15 protein-coding genes and 2 riboswitches are annotated in these 18,684 nt (G+C 48.2%); of the genes, 13 read left to right on the top strand and 2 right to left on the bottom strand.

Features of this window, described 5'->3' with window-relative positions; translation table 11 throughout:
* Nucleotides 1-32 precede the first annotated feature (32 nt).
* Nucleotides 33-668, bottom strand: coding sequence for a YitT family protein (locus ACTRXH_RS09070; RefSeq protein ID WP_474281791.1), 636 nt, complete (start codon nucleotides 666-668; stop codon nucleotides 33-35).
* Nucleotides 669-821: 153 nt separating this feature from the next.
* On the opposite strand from ACTRXH_RS09070, the gene ACTRXH_RS09065 reads away from it, so the two are divergent.
* The 7 genes from ACTRXH_RS09065 to ACTRXH_RS09035 all read left to right on the top strand — a co-directional run bounded on the left by ACTRXH_RS09065 (nucleotide 822) and on the right by ACTRXH_RS09035 (nucleotide 10,061).
* Nucleotides 822-1,271 carry an Lrp/AsnC family transcriptional regulator gene (locus tag ACTRXH_RS09065; protein WP_474281789.1) on the top strand — a complete coding sequence of 150 codons (450 nt, stop codon included), beginning with the start codon at nucleotides 822-824 and terminating at the stop codon, nucleotides 1,269-1,271.
* A gap of 90 nt (nucleotides 1,272-1,361) precedes the next feature.
* Nucleotides 1,362-2,321 (top strand): AAA family ATPase, encoded by a 960-nt coding sequence (locus ACTRXH_RS09060; RefSeq protein WP_474262584.1) that lies wholly within the window; start codon nucleotides 1,362-1,364, stop codon nucleotides 2,319-2,321.
* Nucleotides 2,318-3,502, top strand: a complete 1,185-nt coding sequence (locus tag ACTRXH_RS09055) for a DUF58 domain-containing protein (protein ID WP_474281787.1) — start codon at nucleotides 2,318-2,320, stop codon at nucleotides 3,500-3,502. The genes ACTRXH_RS09060 and ACTRXH_RS09055 overlap by 4 nt, the downstream gene beginning before the upstream one ends.
* A gap of 15 nt (nucleotides 3,503-3,517) precedes the next feature.
* Nucleotides 3,518-5,671: a transglutaminase TgpA family protein gene (locus tag ACTRXH_RS09050; protein WP_474281785.1), complete on the top strand. Its 2,154-nt coding sequence runs from the start codon at nucleotides 3,518-3,520 to the stop codon at nucleotides 5,669-5,671.
* Between the two features lie 31 nt (nucleotides 5,672-5,702).
* Nucleotides 5,703-5,803: riboswitch (purine riboswitch) on the top strand.
* A gap of 208 nt (nucleotides 5,804-6,011) precedes the next feature.
* Nucleotides 6,012-7,556, top strand: a complete 1,545-nt coding sequence (gene guaA, locus ACTRXH_RS09045) for a glutamine-hydrolyzing GMP synthase (RefSeq protein ID WP_474281783.1) — start codon at nucleotides 6,012-6,014, stop codon at nucleotides 7,554-7,556.
* Between the two features lie 88 nt (nucleotides 7,557-7,644).
* Complete coding sequence (locus tag ACTRXH_RS09040; RefSeq protein WP_474262477.1) at nucleotides 7,645-8,958, top strand: NCS2 family permease; 1,314 nt, start codon at nucleotides 7,645-7,647, stop codon at nucleotides 8,956-8,958.
* Nucleotides 8,959-9,065: 107 nt separating this feature from the next.
* Nucleotides 9,066-10,061 (top strand): oxidoreductase, encoded by a 996-nt coding sequence (locus ACTRXH_RS09035; RefSeq protein ID WP_474281781.1) that lies wholly within the window; start codon nucleotides 9,066-9,068, stop codon nucleotides 10,059-10,061.
* A gap of 6 nt (nucleotides 10,062-10,067) precedes the next feature.
* Here ACTRXH_RS09035 and ACTRXH_RS09030 read toward each other — a convergent pair whose 3' ends face one another.
* Entirely contained in the window at nucleotides 10,068-10,664 is a 597-nt protein-coding gene (locus ACTRXH_RS09030; protein WP_474281779.1) for a DNA-3-methyladenine glycosylase, read from the bottom strand.
* A gap of 162 nt (nucleotides 10,665-10,826) precedes the next feature.
* Here ACTRXH_RS09030 and ACTRXH_RS09025 point away from each other — a divergent pair, with 162 nt between their 5' ends.
* From ACTRXH_RS09025 to ACTRXH_RS09000, 6 genes are all read left to right on the top strand, one after another.
* Nucleotides 10,827-11,714, top strand: a complete 888-nt coding sequence (locus ACTRXH_RS09025) for a nuclease-related domain-containing protein (protein WP_322526102.1) — start codon at nucleotides 10,827-10,829, stop codon at nucleotides 11,712-11,714.
* A gap of 209 nt (nucleotides 11,715-11,923) precedes the next feature.
* A complete protein-coding gene (locus ACTRXH_RS09020; protein ID WP_474281777.1) occupies nucleotides 11,924-13,513 on the top strand; it encodes a diguanylate cyclase in 1,590 nt (529 codons plus the stop codon).
* Between the two features lie 18 nt (nucleotides 13,514-13,531).
* A complete protein-coding gene (locus tag ACTRXH_RS09015) occupies nucleotides 13,532-13,900 on the top strand; it encodes a response regulator (RefSeq protein WP_474281775.1) in 369 nt (122 codons plus the stop codon).
* The gene (locus ACTRXH_RS09010) at nucleotides 13,893-16,709 is read left to right on the top strand and encodes an ATP-binding protein (protein WP_474281773.1); all 2,817 of its coding nucleotides are present in this window, start codon (nucleotides 13,893-13,895) and stop codon (nucleotides 16,707-16,709) included. The genes ACTRXH_RS09015 and ACTRXH_RS09010 overlap by 8 nt, the downstream gene beginning before the upstream one ends.
* A gap of 49 nt (nucleotides 16,710-16,758) precedes the next feature.
* Complete coding sequence (locus ACTRXH_RS09005; protein ID WP_474281771.1) at nucleotides 16,759-18,066, top strand: allantoate amidohydrolase; 1,308 nt, start codon at nucleotides 16,759-16,761, stop codon at nucleotides 18,064-18,066.
* Nucleotides 18,067-18,172: 106 nt separating this feature from the next.
* Nucleotides 18,173-18,373, top strand: coding sequence for an NETI motif-containing protein (locus ACTRXH_RS09000; protein ID WP_474262470.1), 201 nt, complete (start codon nucleotides 18,173-18,175; stop codon nucleotides 18,371-18,373).
* A gap of 91 nt (nucleotides 18,374-18,464) precedes the next feature.
* Nucleotides 18,465-18,566: riboswitch (purine riboswitch) on the top strand.
* Nucleotides 18,567-18,684 lie beyond the last annotated feature (118 nt).

Raw genomic sequence — 18,684 nt, 5'->3', positions numbered from 1 at the left:
AAGCAGCCTCCCACGGGGAAGCTGCTTTTGATTTATTGTTTTTCGATCAGTGCACCCTGGCGTGAGGAACGGGGCTTCGCTTTAGGAACGGGCCTTGAAGCGGCGATCTTTCCTTTAGCTATGCTGAGCACAAAAGCAGTAGCAATAATGGATAGTGTGGAATAAGCGCCTGCGATTAAACCGACAGAAGCAAGCCCAACGGCTACAGCGAGTACATCAAAGGATAAATTGACTTTGCCGGGATTCCACTGGAGCCGGCGCTGAAGAAATAATGCGAGAATGTTAGCGCCGCCGAGCGAGGTGTTGTTCATAAATAGTATCGATATGCCCGCGCCTATGCTGACACCGCCGAAAATGGCTCCAGCAGCCGGATGGATGCTGAAAGCAGGAAGAAAGTAACTCAGGCTTGTCAGCGCGGAAAGCAGAGACACTGCGGCGATTGTATTCAGCGTGAATTTCCATCCCATATGCACAACAGAAAACACATAAAATGGCAGGTTAATGATAAAAAATACAGCCGAAAAAGACAGCGGCAGAATGTAAGTCAAGCCGAGCGCCAGGCCTGCCGTGCCTCCGGTGACTAAATCAGCGTGCTGGAGCAGAGTAATGCCGAAGGCAGCTAACAAACATCCGGCCAGGACTTGTAGTATGTTGGTTATGTTTATCAACGGTCGTCTCCCCTTCAACAATAGGATACTTCTAGTATAAGGAAAAAGATTCCAAGGTTGAATAATTATATGAAGGATAAAAAGCTTAAAAATATTAAAAATGAATACATATCATATAATTTACATTCAAAAAGAAAGGTGAAGTGCGTTTGAATGGATCATATTGATGTTGAAATGCTCGAGATACTTCAGGAGGATGGAAGAATATCAGTAAGTGATTTATCCAAGAAATTAAACTTAAGCCGTCCAAGTGTTTCTGAACGAATGATAAGGCTGCAGGAGAGAGGAATTATTGATCACTTCAGTGCAGTGGTTTCCCCAGAAGCTGTGGGCCGGGATACGCTTCTGATGATCCAGGTGAGCGAACTGAAGGATACGATCCCCCGTTTTGAAAAAATGATTGCAGAGGATACACGGGTACTGGAATGCCACCGGGTAACTGGGGAAGTAAGCTATTTTATTAAAGCAGCGGTAGAAGGAATGGACAGCCTGAGAGAGCTTGTTGATACCCTGATTTCCTACGGAAATATTAATACGTCAATTGTGTTGAAATCACCGGTGGAGCGAAGAAAAATACTGCCCGAAAACCGGGAGCAGGGATAGTCGGTTTTCTTTCTAGGGGGTGGGTAATTGTGATAAGATTAATATAATTTAGAGAGCGAGAGCATATAAAGTAGGGGGAGAAAGATATTGGTGAACGAACGTGAAGCGTTGCAGCGTGTCATCGAAAACGTGCAGCAGGTCGTGGTCGGAAAAAAAGCTGAAATTGAATTAAGCCTGACAGCGCTCCTGGCCCGTGGGCATATCCTGCTTGAAGATGTGCCTGGCGTGGGAAAGACGATGATGGTGCGGGCAATTGCCAAATCCATTGGCGCGAGTTTTAAACGGATACAATTCACCCCGGACCTCCTCCCATCAGATGTTACAGGTGTGTCTATATATAACCAGCGGACGATGGAGTTTGAATTCCGTCCCGGTCCATTAATGGGAAACGTTCTGCTCGCAGACGAGATTAACCGTACTTCCCCGAAAACGCAGTCAGCCCTTCTCGAAGCGCTGGAGGAAAAAAGCGTAACAGTGGACGGCGAAACGAGAAGCCTCGAACGTTTATTTTTTGTAATGGCCACACAGAATCCGGTAGAGTACGGGGGGACGTATCCTCTGCCGGAAGCCCAGCTCGATCGTTTCCTGTTTAAGCTCCGGCTCGGTTATCCGACAGAAGAGCAGGAGATAGAAGTGCTCGAGCGCGTGGAATTCACCCATCCGATTGACGAGCTTTCCTCTGTAATGAGTCTTGAAGACGTTTTAAAGGCTCAGGAACTCGTGAAAAACGTGCATGTAGACCAGTCAGTGAAACAGTATATTGTTTCCATCGTGCGGGAAAGCAGAAACCACCGCGATATTTATCTTGGCGTCAGTCCAAGAGGGTCAATTGCGCTGATGAAGGTGTCACAGGCATATGCTTTTGTGAGAGGAAGAGACTATGTGACTCCGGATGACGTGAAGTATCTTGCGCCATTTGTTATGGGTCACCGTCTTATTCTGCAGACAGACCAGCAGATGGCGGATAAAGACGGGGAAACTGTAGTGCGGGACATTTTATCGAGTGTGCGTGTGCCGGCATCAGACAGTGATTCGGCGGTACGCCCATGACTCGGTTTTTAAAAATCGGAAGAAAAGTAATGCAGCTGGCAGCTGTTGTGGCTGCATTAGCTGTATTATTTATTTACGCTATGTTTCAGGGAGGCTTTGTCAGCTGGTTTTTATTTTACAGTGTGACAACTCTTGCGGTAATGCAATTATTATTGTTAATTTATCCACTTCGTTCTTTAAAGGCAGAGCGCAGGCTGACAGCTGAGATGCTTTCATTTAACGGCTCTGCAGAAGTCGAGGTTACGCTGAAAAAAAGAATTCCATTTCCACTGATATATGTAAAAATCCGGGATCACCAGCCGTACGGAATCAGGGACTGGGAAACGTCCGCTGAAACTCTGGTGTTCCCTTTTTTTCAAAGAGAGGCCTCCTATTCTTATAGTATTAGGGGCAGACGGCGGGGAAAGCACACCATCGACTATCTCCGCGTCCGCTCCGGTGATCTGTTTGGCTTTGTGGAAAAGGATTATGATATTCCAGTTTCTTCCACGGTAGTGGTGCTTCCAAGAATGAGAAAATTAGCGAACTGGAATACAGCGGCAGATAACTCCTCGGAAGCAGTATCGCTGTCGCAGCGGCTGCAAAGCGAATCTGTGAATGTAGCAGGAGTTCGCGATTACACCCCCGGGGACCGGATGGCAAACATTGACTGGAAGGTAACGGCCCGGGCCGGAAAGCTTGTCACGAAAGAATTTGAATCCGAAAAAGGAGAGGGTTATTTTCTGCTGCTTGAAAACGCCGTTGATATAACGTCTGAATTATTTGAAACCGCGGTGGAATTTGCTGCTTCTTTGACGGAGTATGCCTATCAGATGAAAATGCCGATTGGCTGCGGGGTCACGGCTTCCGAACAGGTCCTGCAGCAACCAGGAACCTCGAAAGAGCATTTTCAGCGTATTTATCAGAGTCTGGCGTATGTAGAATTGAATACAGAAGCAGGGACCTCACCGTTTTTACGCCAGGCCCCGGGGCTTGAAGCATTAATTTATGTTACCCCGGTACTTTCTGAAATTAGAATTAAAGAATTAAAACAGTGGGCCGGCCAGAAGCGTTCCATCATTGTAGCGCTGCTTTCTGATGAGAGCGGAGTCTCGCGCCGCGAAGGTGTGGAAGCACTGCGGCATACCAATATTCATATCTACTATATTCAGCCGGGCGAGGCTGGTTTTGAATTGTTATAGAGGAGGCATAATTATTTGGTTAAACCGGAGCATACCTGGAAAAAGTTGATTGTTTATATTCTTGGTTATTTCCTGCTGGCAGAATGGCTGCTGCCTCTGCCGGAAGCTACCGGGACAGGTTCAGTTACTGTATTTATGGTTGTTTCTGCCGCCTTTTTTGTTGTCATTTATCTGCGTCCACCCTGGTGGACGATTATTGGCATCGTACTTTTGGTTATACTGACGGGCATAAACACTGTTTTTTATGAGGAGTCGCTGCTGCAGCCGGGCTGGCTGGTTTCCCTGGCTGCAGAAGTACAGACAAATATTGGTTATATTATCAGCGGCCAGTGGTACGCATTAACTGATATGTTCCGCAGTGTGTTGTTTATGCTTCTGCTCGCTATTATGAGCTATTTGATTTATTTTTGGGTAGTTCAATCCCGCCGAATTTTATTTTTTCTGACGTTTACAATAATTTATATTGGCGTGATGGATACTTTTTTCGAATACGATGGAATGTTTGCGGTAATCCGTACGTTTGTTATAGGATTTTTGCTTTTAGGACTGCTTCAGTGGGATCGTATCGTATCACGTGCGGAAGACAGGCAGGCACAGAGAAAGGTCTTTAGCCGGTGGATGCTGATTATGGCTGTCTTTTTGATTATCGCCGGGGGCGTTGGCGTGCTTGCTCCCAAAAGTGAACCAAGGTGGCCTGACCCCGTTCCGTTTTTAACGTGGGGAGAAAGCAGCACCGGAAGCAGCCAGGGCGTACAGAAGATTGGCTATGACGATACCGATCAACGCCTGGGCGGCGGATTTCAAATGAGTGATATGCCGGTGTTTACTGCCTCCGGTGATATTAACGGCTACTGGCGGGGCGAAGCTAAAAATGTTTACACCGGTCTTGGGTGGGAAGTGGATGCCCCTGATGAGACGTCTTCTGAGGCCGGCTTATATAATGAGGGTATCGAGACGGAAGAACAGGAAGTAAACGTTGAAATGGCAGAAACCCAGGAATTTGATTTTGCCTTTTATCCGGGTTCGTTTCTTTCTATTGAAGAAGACATAGAAGCATCGGTAGATACCTGGACAACCCAGGCGGAATTTGAGACTGGCGGGGAGCCGGCGTCGTTAACGAATTATACGGTGGCGTATGAAACGGCGGATTTCCCCGTAGAGCAGATGAGTGCTGTTACTGATGACTCAGAAGACCCGGAGGAAGTAACAGAATACTTCACACAGCTTCCGGACGATCTCCCGGGAGAAATTCAGGAGCTCGCCGAAGACCTTACCGAGGAAGATGATAACCGTTATGCAAAGGCAAGAGCGGTGGAAAGGTATTTGCGCGGTCCGGATTTTTCCTATCAAACGACAAACATCCCGGCTCCCTCGGAAGGCGGGGATTATGTCAGCCAGTTTTTGTTTGAATCACGGACCGGGTACTGCGACAATTACTCGACTTCGATGGCAGTGCTGCTCCGGACGCTGGATATACCGACACGCTGGGTAAAAGGGTTCACGGAAGGTGACCAGGCTCCGGGAAATGAAAACCAGGTGGAGGTCACCAATGAAAATGCGCATTCCTGGGTGGAAGTGTATTTTCCGGAGGTCGGATGGGTCCCGTTTGAACCGACGAAAGGTTTTTCTTCAGAGTTTAATTACACGTATGAAAACAATGAAGCCTCGGAAGAAGCACCTGAAATTGAAGATGAGCCGACGGAGGAAGAAGCAGAAGCACCCGAAGAAGAGGAAACAACTCCTGAATCAGAAGAAGAGAACGAAGAAGAGCAGGAGGATACATCCGGGGGCGCCGGCATTGACTGGAGACTTCCGCTGTGGCCCTTTTTTGCAGCGGTTGTCCTCCTCCTTGGAGCCGGCTGGCTTTTCCGGAGGAAGCTGTTGGCCAGCTATCTTCTTTTCAAATACCGGCATATGCACTCCGATGCAGAGTTTCAAAGTGCCTATCAGGCACTGATAAGGCTGCTGCGGACAGCGCGCGTGAAACGAACCAATGGGGAAACACTGCGGGAATTTTCCGGGCGGGTGAATGACATCTACGGTAGCAGTGATATGGAGCCACTGACTGAAAAATACGAACGTCTGTATTACGGACGTAAAACCGGAGACGGAGCCGAACCGGAAACAGTTGCTGCATGGAAACGACTGGTAAAGAAAATCCGTTCTTGACCGGCTCATGACGGGCTGTTAAAATTTATTTCATGTTTACAGGTGAATACCTCGTATAGTTTGGGATCAGGCCCAAATGTCTCTACCCGGCCGCCGGAAAATGGCTGGACTACGAGGGCAGTGAAGGACAGAAAGCGGCCGAAGCGCCGCCGTTTGTCCCCAGTTAAAAAGCTGCTTTCGTATAATGCGAAAGCAGCTTTTTTAGTCTGTAAAAAAAAGACTTTCATTAAAGTGTTTGACGTACGCCCGGCAATCGAAAACAGATAGTTGCCCGGAAGCAGGCATTCCTTTAAAGTGAACCTTGCAAGTACATATTTGAAAACAGTTAGGGGTAGAAGCGATGAGCGTAGGAAATATCAGTGAAACGATTATTGTTCTGGACTTTGGCGGCCAGTATAATCAATTGATTACACGCAGAATCAGAGATCTCGGTGTTTTTAGTGAACTTCATCCGAACACGGTCAGTGCAGAAAAAATTAAAGAATTAAATCCAGCGGGAATTATCTTTTCCGGCGGCCCGAACAGCGCGTATGTTGAAGGCGCGCTCACCTGTGATCCCGCTATTTTTGACCTTGACATTCCTATACTGGGTATCTGCTATGGGATGCAGCTGATGACGCTGCATTACGGCGGAAAAGTGGAAAAAGCCCAGCATCGGGAATACGGCAAGGCGGATATTCATGTGCAGGCGAATCCAGTATTATTTGAAGGACTGCCGAAAGCTCAGAGCGTGTGGATGAGTCACGGCGACTTAATTGTTGAGCCACCAGAAGGTTTTACGGTCGACGCGACCAGCCCGTCATGCCCGGTAGCTTCCATGAGTGCTCCGGAGAAGAAAATGTATGGCGTTCAGTTCCATCCTGAAGTACGCCACACCCAGTTTGGCGATGATATCCTGAAAAACTTTGCCTACCGGGTCTGCGGATGCTCGAATGAATGGACAATGGCCAACTTTATCGATGAGCAGGTAGAAATTATTCGGGAACAGGTAGGCAGCCGTAATGTGCTGTGTGCGTTGAGCGGCGGTGTGGACAGCTCGGTAGCTGCGGCGCTTGTACACAAAGCGATCGGAGATCAGCTTACATGCATGTTTATTGATCACGGCCTGCTGCGTAAAGAGGAAGCGACAGGCGTCATGGAGTCTCTCGGACGCGGATTCCAGATGAATATCGTGAAAATAGACGCGGCCAAACGTTTTCTCGATCAGCTCGAAGGAGTGAGCGATCCGGAGCAAAAACGGAAGATTATCGGAAATGAATTTATCTACGTGTTTGAAGAAGAGGCAGGAAAGCTTGAAAACGTGGATTTTCTTGTCCAGGGCACGCTTTATACTGACGTCATTGAAAGTGGTACGGACACAGCTCAGACGATTAAGTCACACCATAATGTCGGCGGACTGCCGGAAGATATGAAATTCGATCTGATCGAGCCTCTGAATACGCTGTTTAAAGACGAAGTCCGCAAGCTCGGAACGGAGCTCGGAGTGCCGGATGAAATCGTGTGGCGCCAGCCATTCCCTGGACCGGGACTTGGCATTCGCGTACTCGGGGAAATTACGGAGCAGAAGCTCGAAATTGTCCGGGAATCGGATTATATTTTACGGGAGGAAATCAAGAATGCCGGTCTCGACCGGGAAATCTGGCAGTATTTTACGGCGCTTCCGGATATGCGGAGCGTTGGCGTAATGGGAGACAGCCGGACATATGATTACACTGTCGGAATCCGCGCGGTCACTTCAATTGATGGTATGACTTCGGACTGGGCCCGTATTCCATATGACGTTCTTGAAAAAATTTCCACCAGAATTGTCAATGAGGTGCAGCACGTCAACCGTGTCGTGTACGATATTACGTCTAAGCCGCCTTCGACCATTGAATGGGAGTAGGGGCTTGTGCGGTAAGCACTTAGTAAGTATATAATAGAAGCAGAGAGAGTTTTGCCTGGGGAGAGCAAAGAGAGGAAGAGATAAGAGGATGGATCGTTTTTTTGAATTTACAAAGAATGAGACGAACTACAAGAAAGAATCGTTAGCCGGTTTAACGACTTTCCTTGCGATGGCGTATATTTTATTCGTCAACCCCAGTATTTTAGCCGAAGCCGGAATGAATGAGGCCGCCGTGTTTGTAGCGACAGCCCTGGCAGCAGCCATCGGGACACTGATCATGGGGCTGCTTGCCAGGTATCCGATTGCTCTGGCACCGGGGATGGGGCTCAATGCCTTTTTTACATATTCCGTTGTGCTGACAATGGGGATCCCCTGGGAGCTTGCTTTATTTGGGGTATTCTGCTCCGGAATGATCTTTATTGGTTTAACGACATTTGGCATTAGAGAAAAAATTATTAACGCAATTCCGGAGGAACTGAAATATGCGGTTTCTGCCGGTATTGGGCTGTTTATTGCTTTTGTCGGCCTGCAGGGAGCGCAGATTGTGGTGGCTGATGAGTCTACTCTTGTCACGCTTGGCACACTTACTTCCGGACCGGCTGCTCTTGCGGCTTTCGGACTGGTGGTTACCGTCATACTGATGACCCTTGGTATCCGTGGAGGTATTTTTTACGGGATGGTGATTACAGCTCTGGCTGGCATTTTGGTGGGTCAGATTCAGCCTCCGGGTCAGATTGTCTCCGGGGTGCCCAGCATCGCACCGACATTCGGGGCTGCTTTCACCTCTCTTACAGACTTTTCGTGGGATTCAAGCTTCATTATTGGGTTTATCGTAGTTGTTCTTACATTTTTGTTTGTCGACTTTTTTGATACTGCTGGAACTTTGTTTGCAGTAGCCAACCAGGCCGGCTTCGTAAAAGATAACAAACTGCCGCGTGCCGGGCGAGCCCTGGTGGCGGATTCATCTGCTACCGTGATCGGCTCGATTCTTGGAACGTCTACAACAACAGCATATATTGAGTCCTCAGCGGGCGTAGCTGTCGGAGGGCGCACCGGATTTGCTTCGATTATTACGGCACTGCTGTTTCTTGCCGCGTTGTTTTTCTCGCCGCTTCTCGGCGTGGTAACAAGTGCTGTAACGGCTCCCGCTCTTATTATTGTAGGGGCGCTGATGGTATCGTCGCTTCGCTTAATTGAGTGGCAGCGTCTCGAAATTGCCGTGCCTGCCTTTTTAACCGTCGTCTCGATGCCGCTCACCTACAGTATCGCGACCGGTATTGCCATGGGCTTTATCTTCTATCCGATCACGATGGTGCTGACGGGAAGAGGGAAACAGCTGAATCCGATTATGTACGCTCTGTTTTTTGTATTTATCATCTTTTTCCTGTTTTTAACACCGTAGCAAGCAGCACGTGCTTCCAAAAGGAGGCGCGTGCTTTTTGTTTCCCCCGCATAAAATAAAACTTTTATGGGAATAGGGCAGAAGATCATTTTATGGAGGTGGAAAGTATGAGCACATTTAAGGCGCTGGTCGTGGATAAAAACGATCAGGGAGGAGTTACAAAAGAAGTACGTACACTGGAGGAAAAGGATCTGCCTGAAGGCGACGTCACCATTGATGTACACTATTCAAGCATCAACTATAAAGACGGCCTGGCAGCAGTACCTAAAAGCCAGATTGCACAGGGATATCCACTGATTCCGGGCATCGATCTCGCTGGCGTTGTCGCTTCATCCAGTGATTCGAGGTACCAGGAGGGCGACGAGGTGCTCGTTACAGGATATGAACTGGGTGTTGCCCATCACGGCGGTTACGCAGAAAAAGCAAGAGTGCCTGCTGACTGGGTGGTAAAACTTCCGGAGGGGATGACTCCGAGAGAAGCCATGATTTTTGGAACTGCCGGGTTTACAGCAGGATTATCGGTCGTGCGCCTGGAAGAGGAAGGAGTCAGACCGGATCAGGGCGAGATTGTTGTAACCGGTGCTACTGGCGGCGTTGGAAGCATGGCTGTAGCGATGCTTCACTCCCTCGGATATGATGTGGCAGCTGTTACCGGGAACGCCGAAGCCCATGATTATCTTCGGAATATTGGGGCAGGCCGTATTCTCTCCCGCGAAGATGTAAATCCTGACAACCGCAAGCCGCTCGGCAAAGCGATGTGGGCCGGGGCCGTCGACCCAGTTGGGGGAGAGACGCTCGCTTACCTGCTGAGTACAATGAAGTATCACGGCACTGCAGCAGTCAGCGGACTTACCGGAGGGACGGACGTGCCTACGACAGTACATCCTTTTATTTTACGTGGTGTAAATCTGGCCGGGATTGATTCGGTGTACTGCCCGGCAGAAAAAAGACAGTATGTATGGAACCGTCTCGCAAGCGACCTGAAAGTACAATCACTGCTTGATACGATTGCAAGCGAGACCACCCTGGATGATTTGGCTGAGGACCTTGACGCTATTTTGGAAAGCCGGATCCAGGGCCGCCGGATCGTCGCTTTGAAATAACAAAACTCAGGCCCTCCATTTGGATACGTAAGGATTTCCGGTTTCAAAGAACCGCCATGGGTAATGGCGCGCTTCGCCGCTTCCGGAAATACCGACGCGCGGGCCGTTTTCAACTACAGGTTCATAGTCTTTTGGTGACAGATACAGCGGCGGATGGTCAAGTTCATGGCCGTAGTAGCTCATATCAATGCCAAGAGCTTTTGTTAACTTGCCGGGACCGTTTGTCTGCTGAATGCCGCGGACACGGTGCCGGCGTTTTTGAATAAGCTCAAGGCCCGCTACTGGCTCGACAGCACGGATGAGGACAGCCTCCGGAGATTCCTCCACCCCGCTGACGATATTTAGAAGCGCATGGGTATGCATCGTGTACATATATACGTAACCCGGGGGAAAAAACATTACATCCGTCCGCTTTGTTCTGCGGTAATTGTAGCTGTGGGCAGCCCGGTCCACCGGGCCGATATAGGCTTCCGTTTCAACAATTCTGCCGGCTGCAGGACCTTCCGGCGTTTCATGCACAAGTACACAGCCGATCAGGGCCCGGGAGAGCTCGAGTGTCGGTTTTTCGTAAAAATCCTTTGGAACAACAGAATAAAGTGTCATAGGGAAGAATCCTTTCTTTAGGTGTATACGAAAAGGAATATATTGATTATGATAGAAATATAATGTATATAGTTTTACATAGCGAATGAGAAGCGTTTTTTAGTGTACCAAATTCCGGGTCATAGTAAAAATATTAAGACAGGAGATGGAAGAGGTGCTTATATGGGTATAGCAGTCACGGTTATTATAGCTTTAATCATCATTGGAGCAGTTATTTTAATTCAGCGGGATCAGTATTTGAAAAAAGTCCGGCAGTACGATAGAAAAATGGAAGAGGAAATTGAGGGAAAGAGCTCGCAGTACCGCGAGGATATCCAGGCAATACGCGGTAAATATGAGGAAGAAAAAGGGAAGCTGACGGATTACATTTATCATCTGGAGAAAATCTCACGGGAACCGGAAGAAATGAAAACACATGAACTGCTTCGAAGCATTAAAAATGATCTTGTCGAAGCAAATCAGATTGCTGTGGATGAAATGTTAATTTCCGGACACGTGTACGTTCCGCTCGATGACCGGACGGAGCTTTCGACCCGCCAGGTGGACCACGTCGTTTTGACGAGCCGCGGACTGTATGTGCTTGAAACACAAAAATGGAAAGGCCATATTATTCATGGCGTCAGTAAACACAATGCCGGGACACTTGATTTTGTGCTTGATACGCTGTACCCGGATCTTGAAGAAGACGTGGAAACGACAATGGTTTTTCAAAACACAAGCCGGGGGCATATTCGGTCCGGAACATTTGAAGTACACGACAGTCCGATTGAACATGCCAAAGCGACGGCTTCGATTACAGAAGATTTTCTGCGCAGGGAAAAGCACAATCCGGGCGAAGTGACGCCAATTATTTTCTTTGGCCATTCGAACACGCAGGATGACCGGTTTGTCCAGGACGTGTCGGTGGATGCCTATACGCATCGTTTTACGACAGAAGCAGCACTGCGGGCGTTCTTTCATGAGCAGTTTTCCCAAAATGCGCCCCTGTACTCCCAGGAGCAGCTGTATCAAATGGAACGCTCCATCATTACGACAAATTACGTTTCATAGATGCTTTTATACAGAAGCTGCCCCGGCAATTGCCGGGGCGGTTTTTTATGTTGATTTGCAGATGCGTATCTTTTCCGCGTCTGTATAGAAAGATGAAATATTTTCTACTTTTTAAAAATATGGCATTTTTTCTTATATTAAGCTACTTTTGACACGGTAAAATAGTATATAATGGAAAATAGATAATAACGGTTAGAAGGGATATTATTATGGTAAAACAGTATCAGAAAACCTTTATTGCAAATATTAAAAAGCAGTATGAATACTTAGAACATAAGCGGTACAAAGATTTTGACGAAATGTACAGATGGCTTCACACGATCAAAGGCACCGGAGCCACCATCGGGCTGGGACGGGCAGCTGAAATGGCGGAGGAAGCGATGCGGGCGCTCGATACAGAAGCTCCCGCAGAAGCCCGGAAGATGTATGCCGAAAAAATCATGAACGTGCTTGGGGAGGAAGGCGAGCCAGAGAAACTTTCCATTTCCTATGACAATTCCGAAGAAGAATCTTCTTTTGTGCTTCTCGGGCATACTGAGCTTTACGTTTTGTATGAAGTGAAGGAGCAGCTTGAGATGCTTGGCCATCACGTGCTGCTTGCTTCTGATCGAAGAAAGCTTATGGAAAAAATAGAGGAATTCCATCCGGAAATGGTTCTTCTCTCGGAAGATTTGGCCGTACGGGGAGAGAAAACGATTATTGAACGTATCAAAGATGCAGCGAGAGATGCTCTGCTGCCTGTCGTGGTATTCTGCAGTGGCGGAATAGATAGAGAGAGAGCAGATAAACTTTATGAAGACGGGGCTTCCTTTGTGATCAAACCGCCATATTCCACGGTTGAAATGGTGCAGGTCATTCACCGCCACCTGGAGTGGCAGGCTCCGATGAAAGAAGCGCTGACGGTGGACGAGTTGACGGGAGCCTATAACCGTAAAATGCTCGAAATGGAAGAAGGGCGTCTGTGGGCGGAGTTTAAACGGAGCGGTAAGCCTTTTTCTGTAGCGCTGACGGATCTTGATCACTTCAAGCAGATTAATGACAGCTACGGACACGATGAAGGGGATCAGGTGCTCAAATGGTTTGTCAGCCATATGCTCTCCCGGAAACGTCCGAGCGATCACCTGATCCGCCTGGGCGGGGACGAATTTTTGTTCATTTTCCAGCAGACATTTTCGGAGGAAACAGAAAAAATCATGAAGCGCCTGCAGCACTCTTTTGCCGACTTCGTCTCAGAGCGACGCCTGCCGTACCGGCTCGGGTTTACGGCGGGAACGTCCACCGCCACTACTAATCACGCTTCTCTGCAGGAGCTGATCAATGAAGCAGATGCAGCCATGCTTGAAGCAAAGGATTCGGGCCGGAACGCCGTGGTTTCCTATTCTGGTGAAACAACTATCGATCTTCCATACATAAATGTATTTATTATTGACGATGATGAAGCGATGGCTTCCTTTGTCGCTGACCAGTTTCACCAGTTAAACATAGCGAGGTACCGGATACGGACAAAGTATTTCCCTTCTGGAGAATCATTTTTTGAAAAAGAAAACTATGAACGCGGACAGCGGTACTTTGTTGTGCTGGACGTTACTATGCCCGGCATGGACGGGTTTGAAGTGCTTGAAAAACTTCGGGGAAAGTATCCTTCGAGCAACATGATCGTATTAATGCTCACAGGCAACCGGAACGAGGGGGATATTGTTCATGCGCTTGAGCTTGGAGCGGACGATTATTTGATGAAGCCGTTTCGAAAGGAAGAGCTGGTCGCACGTGCGAAGCGATTAATTCAGCGGGTGCTGTAAACAGAAAGGCGGAAAGAAATGTACAAAATACTGGTAGCTGATGATGCGGAAGTACTTCGAATGCTTGTGGTGGATACGTTGGAGGACGAAGAAGAATACACAATTGACGAAGCAAAGGATGGAAAGGAAGCTTATGAAAAAGCAAGCGCTGCTTCCTATGACCTTTTAATTATCGATAACATGATGCCTGAGTATAACGGAGTGGAGGTTGTTTCTATGCTCCGGAAAGACGGCAGGCTTGAAAACATGAAAACATTAATGATTACTGCAAAGTCTCAGGAAAAAGACGAAGAAGAAGCGAGAAAAGCAGGCGTGACGGAGTTCGTATCCAAGCCGTTCAGCCCGGCCCTGCTTATCACAATTGTGGAGGATCTATTAGATGCTTAACTACATAAAGAAACGTATCCACCGTAGGTTTAGTATTATTTTTCTATTAGTACTAACGCTTGCTGCCGCCGGGGGTATCTGGCAGCATGCCTACATGAGTTCCAATCAGCAGGAGCTTGAGAACGAGTCCAGGCAGTGGCGGGATACGCAGAATGTGTTGGCGGATCTGGAGTTTTATACTCAGCAGATTATTATTGCCGGTCGCGGCTACCTCGCTTTTGGGGATGAAAGTGAACGGGAGGATATAGAAAGAAACTTAAGCGCCGCGAGAACGCAGCTCGAGGAATACAGGAGCCTGAACAAAGCAGAAACTGATTTGGTCGCTCAGACGGAACAGTTTCTCGATGACTATGAAAACGAATGGCTTCCACAGCTGACTGAGGCGGTAGAATCCGGGCGTACGACTATTGAAAATCGCGCGGAGGTCAGTTCCCAGGTCGGGGCCCTCGTCAACAGCTTATCGAGTGGACACGATCAGGCAGAGGCAGAGAGGATGAGTGTGAATGAGCAGTACTTCGAGGTAAACGAGAATTCGCATTTTGCCTATCTGCTGTATCTGATTGCGATACTGATAGCGCTCGGCGCTGTTGTTTGGCTGCTTCTTCGGAAAATTACCGGTCCTCTGGTCGAAATGAAGGACGCTGCGGCGAGGGTGGGAGGCGGCGAAGAAATATTGGTCTCAGACAGCCACCGCAGCGATGAAATAGGAGAGCTGAGCCGTTCCTTTAATTTAATGGCAGCAAGTATTCAACAGAATCAAAACGCGATTATGGACCGGAACGAAGAGCTTGTTACCCAGCAGAATGAGCTGCAGGAGCAGCAGGAATACCTGCGGACATTAAACGAATTAAATGAAACGTTCAGCGGCTCGATGGGAAAGCAGGCATTAATGGAACAGCTGCTTGCCAAAATGTATGATCTGTTTCATTTCGAAAAGGGAATGGTGGCAGCGATGGAGCCTTTCTGGCAGGCTGCCTGGTACGGGGTAAGTGAAGAAGAAAAACAGCATTTCGAAGATCATTCTGAAGGGAGCCCGCTTGCTTTAATCGCGGACACGAAAAAGGTTCATGTCACCGAGCGGAAAACAAGAGCCGGGGAAGAAGGATTGAGCGGCGTAGAAACGGCAGTGTACGAAATGTATCTGCCGGTGTTCAGCAGTAAAAAAGAAATGATTGGCGCAGCGGTATTCACCAGGACCGGACAAAGCTTTTCGGTGCAGGAGCGCGAGACGATGCGCGGCATTCTCCGTCAGGCTTCCATTTCCTTCAGCCGTATTCTTCTGTTTGAGGAAACGGAGGAGGAGCGATTTTTGTATCAGCGTATTATCGACAGTGTTGATGAAGGAATCCAGTATATCAACGAAAATGGAGAGCTTGAGCATGCGAATCATTGGACGTGGAGTATGATTAATACGGGGGTTCAGAATGAGAAACAAACCCTCCCGTTTTCGGAATGGACGTCAGGGTGGATCAAGCAAATTGATGAAGACTGCCGGGAAAAAGTGGAAAACTATTTTAAAGCTTTTATCGGTGGCGGAGACTCTCCAGACTACAGTATCGAATATAAAATTACGTCAGAGAGCGGCGTGAACGTTTACGAGTTATATGGACGAAATGTGCAGATGGAATCCGAAGAAAAGGGAACTATCTTTGTTCACCGCAACCGGACTAAGGAATTTGAGCTTGATCAGATGAAATCAGATCTTGTCAGTACTGTAAGTCATGAACTCAGGACACCGCTGTCGAGTATTTTAGGCTTTGCAGAGCTTCTTCTCGTCAAAGATTTAAAGCCGGCCCGCCAAAAAAAATATATAGAAACCATTCACAGGGAAGGGGAAAGGTTAACTTCGTTAATTAACGATTTTCTCGATCTGCAGCGGATGGAGTCCGGCCGTCAGGAATATGGCATGGAAGAAGTTGATATCAGCAGCCTGATGCTTGAGGTCGTGGATACCTTTGAACCGAACCAGCCGGACCACACGTTTGTTGTAAAGGACCGGCTTCAGTATGGACGAATTTATGCAGATAAAAGTAAAATCGTGCAGGGCGTCACCAATATTATTGGCAATGCAGTAAAATTCTCCCCAGACGGCGGCGAGGTAAAAATTGAGCTTGCCAATGAGCAGGATATGGTGAGAGTAAAAATAACAGACGAAGGTCTTGGGATTCCGGAAAAAGAGCTTCCCCGTCTTTTCGGAAAGTTTCACCGTATTAATGATGAAGAGCGGAGGAAAATCCGCGGCACTGGTCTCGGGCTTGCCGTAACGAAGCAAATTGTTGAAGACCATAAAGGCAGAATAGAGGTTGATTCGATAGAAGGGGAAGGCAGCAGCTTCTGCTTATTTTTCCCAATCTCAGGAGTCGATTTCGACATTGAAGAACTGCCGGAAGAAAGTGATCTTCACTCGGTGCTTATACTCGAGGACGACCGGAGCCTGGGAATGCTTCTTTCAGAAGAACTTCGCCACGCCAAATACGAAGTAGTGCACTACTTCAATCCTTACAAAGCGCTGAATGCATTAAAACGGGGGCTGCGGCCGGAGGTTTTTGTGGTGGATCTGATGCTTGGAGAAGAAATGGATGGATGGGCTTTTATTGAACAGCTGAAATCCTTCCGTCATACCGAAGACGTGCCAATTATTATTTCCTCGGCTTTGCACGAGGATAAGGAGCGAATGGCCCGTATGGACGTCCGGCATTACCTGACTAAGCCGTATCCTCCAAACAGCTTATCCCAACAGGTGCGCCGTATCATTGAGCAGGCAGATAGCCAGGGGGAAGTGTATGTTCCTTCCTTTAATGAAGTGTAACGTCTGTGCCGGTGTGTTAGTCTGAAAGAAGAGAAGGAGTGATGATGCTTTGGGTAACAAGGGATTCAGCAGGGAGCGCCTCCTCCAGACCATTGAGGAAAGCAGGGGTTTTCCGTCGATTGACCCCGAGATTTTGGCCAGCCGCCTGGAGGAACTGGCGGCTGTGGGCCGCACGGAAGAGGGCGGCATTACACGTTATGTCTATACAGAAGAGGAGCAGCAGGCAAAAAATCTTTTTCGTTCCTGGATGGAGGAAGCGGGCCTGAGTGTACGGGAGGACGGTGTAGGAAACATTTACGGACTGTGGGAGTCAGGTCGGGCCGGGGCCCCGATTATCCTTACCGGATCTCATCTCGACACTGTAAAAAACGGCGGTGCTTTTGACGGGGCTCTCGGCTGTGTATCGAGTCTGATGGCTGTAGAAGCATTGAAGGCCGAAGGAGCCGAATTGGACTGTTCAATAGAAATTGCTGTTTTCGTCGATGAGGAAGGGGCACGTTTTGGGAGCGGGATGCTCGGAAGCCGGGCGGCCGTTGGCGATATCTCAAAGGATGATTTTTTTCAAATGCGTGATGATGAGGGAGTGACGGCGGCGGAGGCGATGAAGCTGATGGATTATTCGCCGAACAAGCCCGAGAAAAATATTTATCCGCGTGAACGGCTGCGGGCATATTTAGAGCTGCATGTGGAGCAGGGAAAACAGCTCGAACAGCAGGAGGCGGGTATCGGGGTGGTAGAAGGAATCGCCGGCCCTTCCTGGCTTGACGTTCATTTTTGGGGAGAAACGGATCACGCCGGTAACACTCCGATGAACATCAGGAAAGACGCAGCTGCTGCAGCAGCAGAATTTATTCTGTATCTGGAACAGCTTCCGGCTATGCACAGTGACACCGCAGTAGCTACCGTAGGGAGGCTTTCGCTTGAGCCGAACGGTTCAAACGTAATTGCCGGAGAGGCCCGGCTGACAGCGGATATCCGGGACCTCGACGAAGAAGTCCGGGATCAAATGATCAGCCTGGCGCGAAGCGAAGCAGAAAAAATAGCCGGTCGCCGCGGGCTTACTGTTTCTCATGAAGTGGCCTTCAGAGTAAAACCGGTGCCGGTCCCGGAATGGATCCGGCGTTCGATTGAGGAGGCCTCCCGGAGCATCGGCTTAGCTACAGAATCCCTCGTATCGGGTGCTGGCCATGACGCTATGATGTTTGGAGCCTACGTGCCATTTGGCCTGCTGTTTGTGCCGAGCTTTGAAGGCAAAAGCCACACACCGGAAGAGTTTACTGAATTAAAAGACTGTGTAAATGGTGTTGCAGTCCTAAAAGAGACCATACGAACGATAGGCACAGAAAACGGACGATAAATAGGCGAATGAAGCGGGAAATGAAATTCTGCTTCGTTCGTTTTTTTTAGAAAGAACCTGTTATACTGGAAGCATAGAAGTAAAGAAATAAGGAGCAGCGACACGAATGGCTAAAAAGAAAAATAAACAGACGTTTTACGTACAGGAAGAAGAAACAGTGGAAGAGTGTCTCTCCCGGATTGCTGCAGAAGGTTTTATGCCGGTGCGCAGAATGGAAAAGCCTGTATTTGAAGAGCAGACTATTAACGGAGAAACACAGTATGTGCCGGTGAGGCAGGAAATCAGTTTTGAAGCAAAAAAGAAATAAACGAACATTTAATCTAAGTTTATTCTAATCGTTCGAATTTTGATTGACAGATAATATAACAACTTGTTAAGCTGTAACACGTAAGCAAGAAAAGCAGAACGATGACAATCCTCATATACTTTCGGGAATAAGGCTCGAGCGTCTCTACCCGGCAACCGTAAATTGCTGGACTATGAGGAGAATGATCAAACGAAGCCTTTATCTGAAATAGTGGAAGCTTCGGCTTGAATTTTTCTTCTATAGTAGAGCATATACGTTCACGAGACCTTCCCCGGAGTGCGGAAGACTATCCTTTTTTAGGGATGGATCTG

The sequence above is a fragment of the Marinococcus sp. LNHM5E3-2.1 genome (assembly GCF_056034365.1).
Note: the sequence above shows the minus strand (reverse complement) of the source record. Positions and strands in the feature narration are given on the sequence as shown.

Excerpts from the sequence above, each read along its gene's own strand:
- ACTRXH_RS09065 (WP_474281789.1), top strand. The coding sequence starts at position 822 with ATGGATCATATTGATGTTGAAATGCTCGAGATACTTCAGGAGGATGGA.
- ACTRXH_RS09055 (WP_474281787.1), top strand. The coding sequence starts at position 2,318 with ATGACTCGGTTTTTAAAAATCGGAAGAAAAGTAATGCAGCTGGCAGCT.
- guaA (WP_474281783.1), top strand. The coding sequence starts at position 6,012 with ATGAGCGTAGGAAATATCAGTGAAACGATTATTGTTCTGGACTTTGGC.
- ACTRXH_RS09040 (WP_474262477.1), top strand. The coding sequence starts at position 7,645 with ATGGATCGTTTTTTTGAATTTACAAAGAATGAGACGAACTACAAGAAA.
- ACTRXH_RS09035 (WP_474281781.1), top strand. The coding sequence starts at position 9,066 with ATGAGCACATTTAAGGCGCTGGTCGTGGATAAAAACGATCAGGGAGGA.
- ACTRXH_RS09030 (WP_474281779.1), bottom strand. The coding sequence starts at position 10,664 with ATGACACTTTATTCTGTTGTTCCAAAGGATTTTTACGAAAAACCGACA.
- ACTRXH_RS09025 (WP_322526102.1), top strand. The coding sequence starts at position 10,827 with ATGGGTATAGCAGTCACGGTTATTATAGCTTTAATCATCATTGGAGCA.
- ACTRXH_RS09020 (WP_474281777.1), top strand. The coding sequence starts at position 11,924 with ATGGTAAAACAGTATCAGAAAACCTTTATTGCAAATATTAAAAAGCAG.
- ACTRXH_RS09015 (WP_474281775.1), top strand. The coding sequence starts at position 13,532 with ATGTACAAAATACTGGTAGCTGATGATGCGGAAGTACTTCGAATGCTT.
- ACTRXH_RS09010 (WP_474281773.1), top strand. The coding sequence starts at position 13,893 with ATGCTTAACTACATAAAGAAACGTATCCACCGTAGGTTTAGTATTATT.
- ACTRXH_RS09000 (WP_474262470.1), top strand. The coding sequence starts at position 18,173 with ATGGCTAAAAAGAAAAATAAACAGACGTTTTACGTACAGGAAGAAGAA.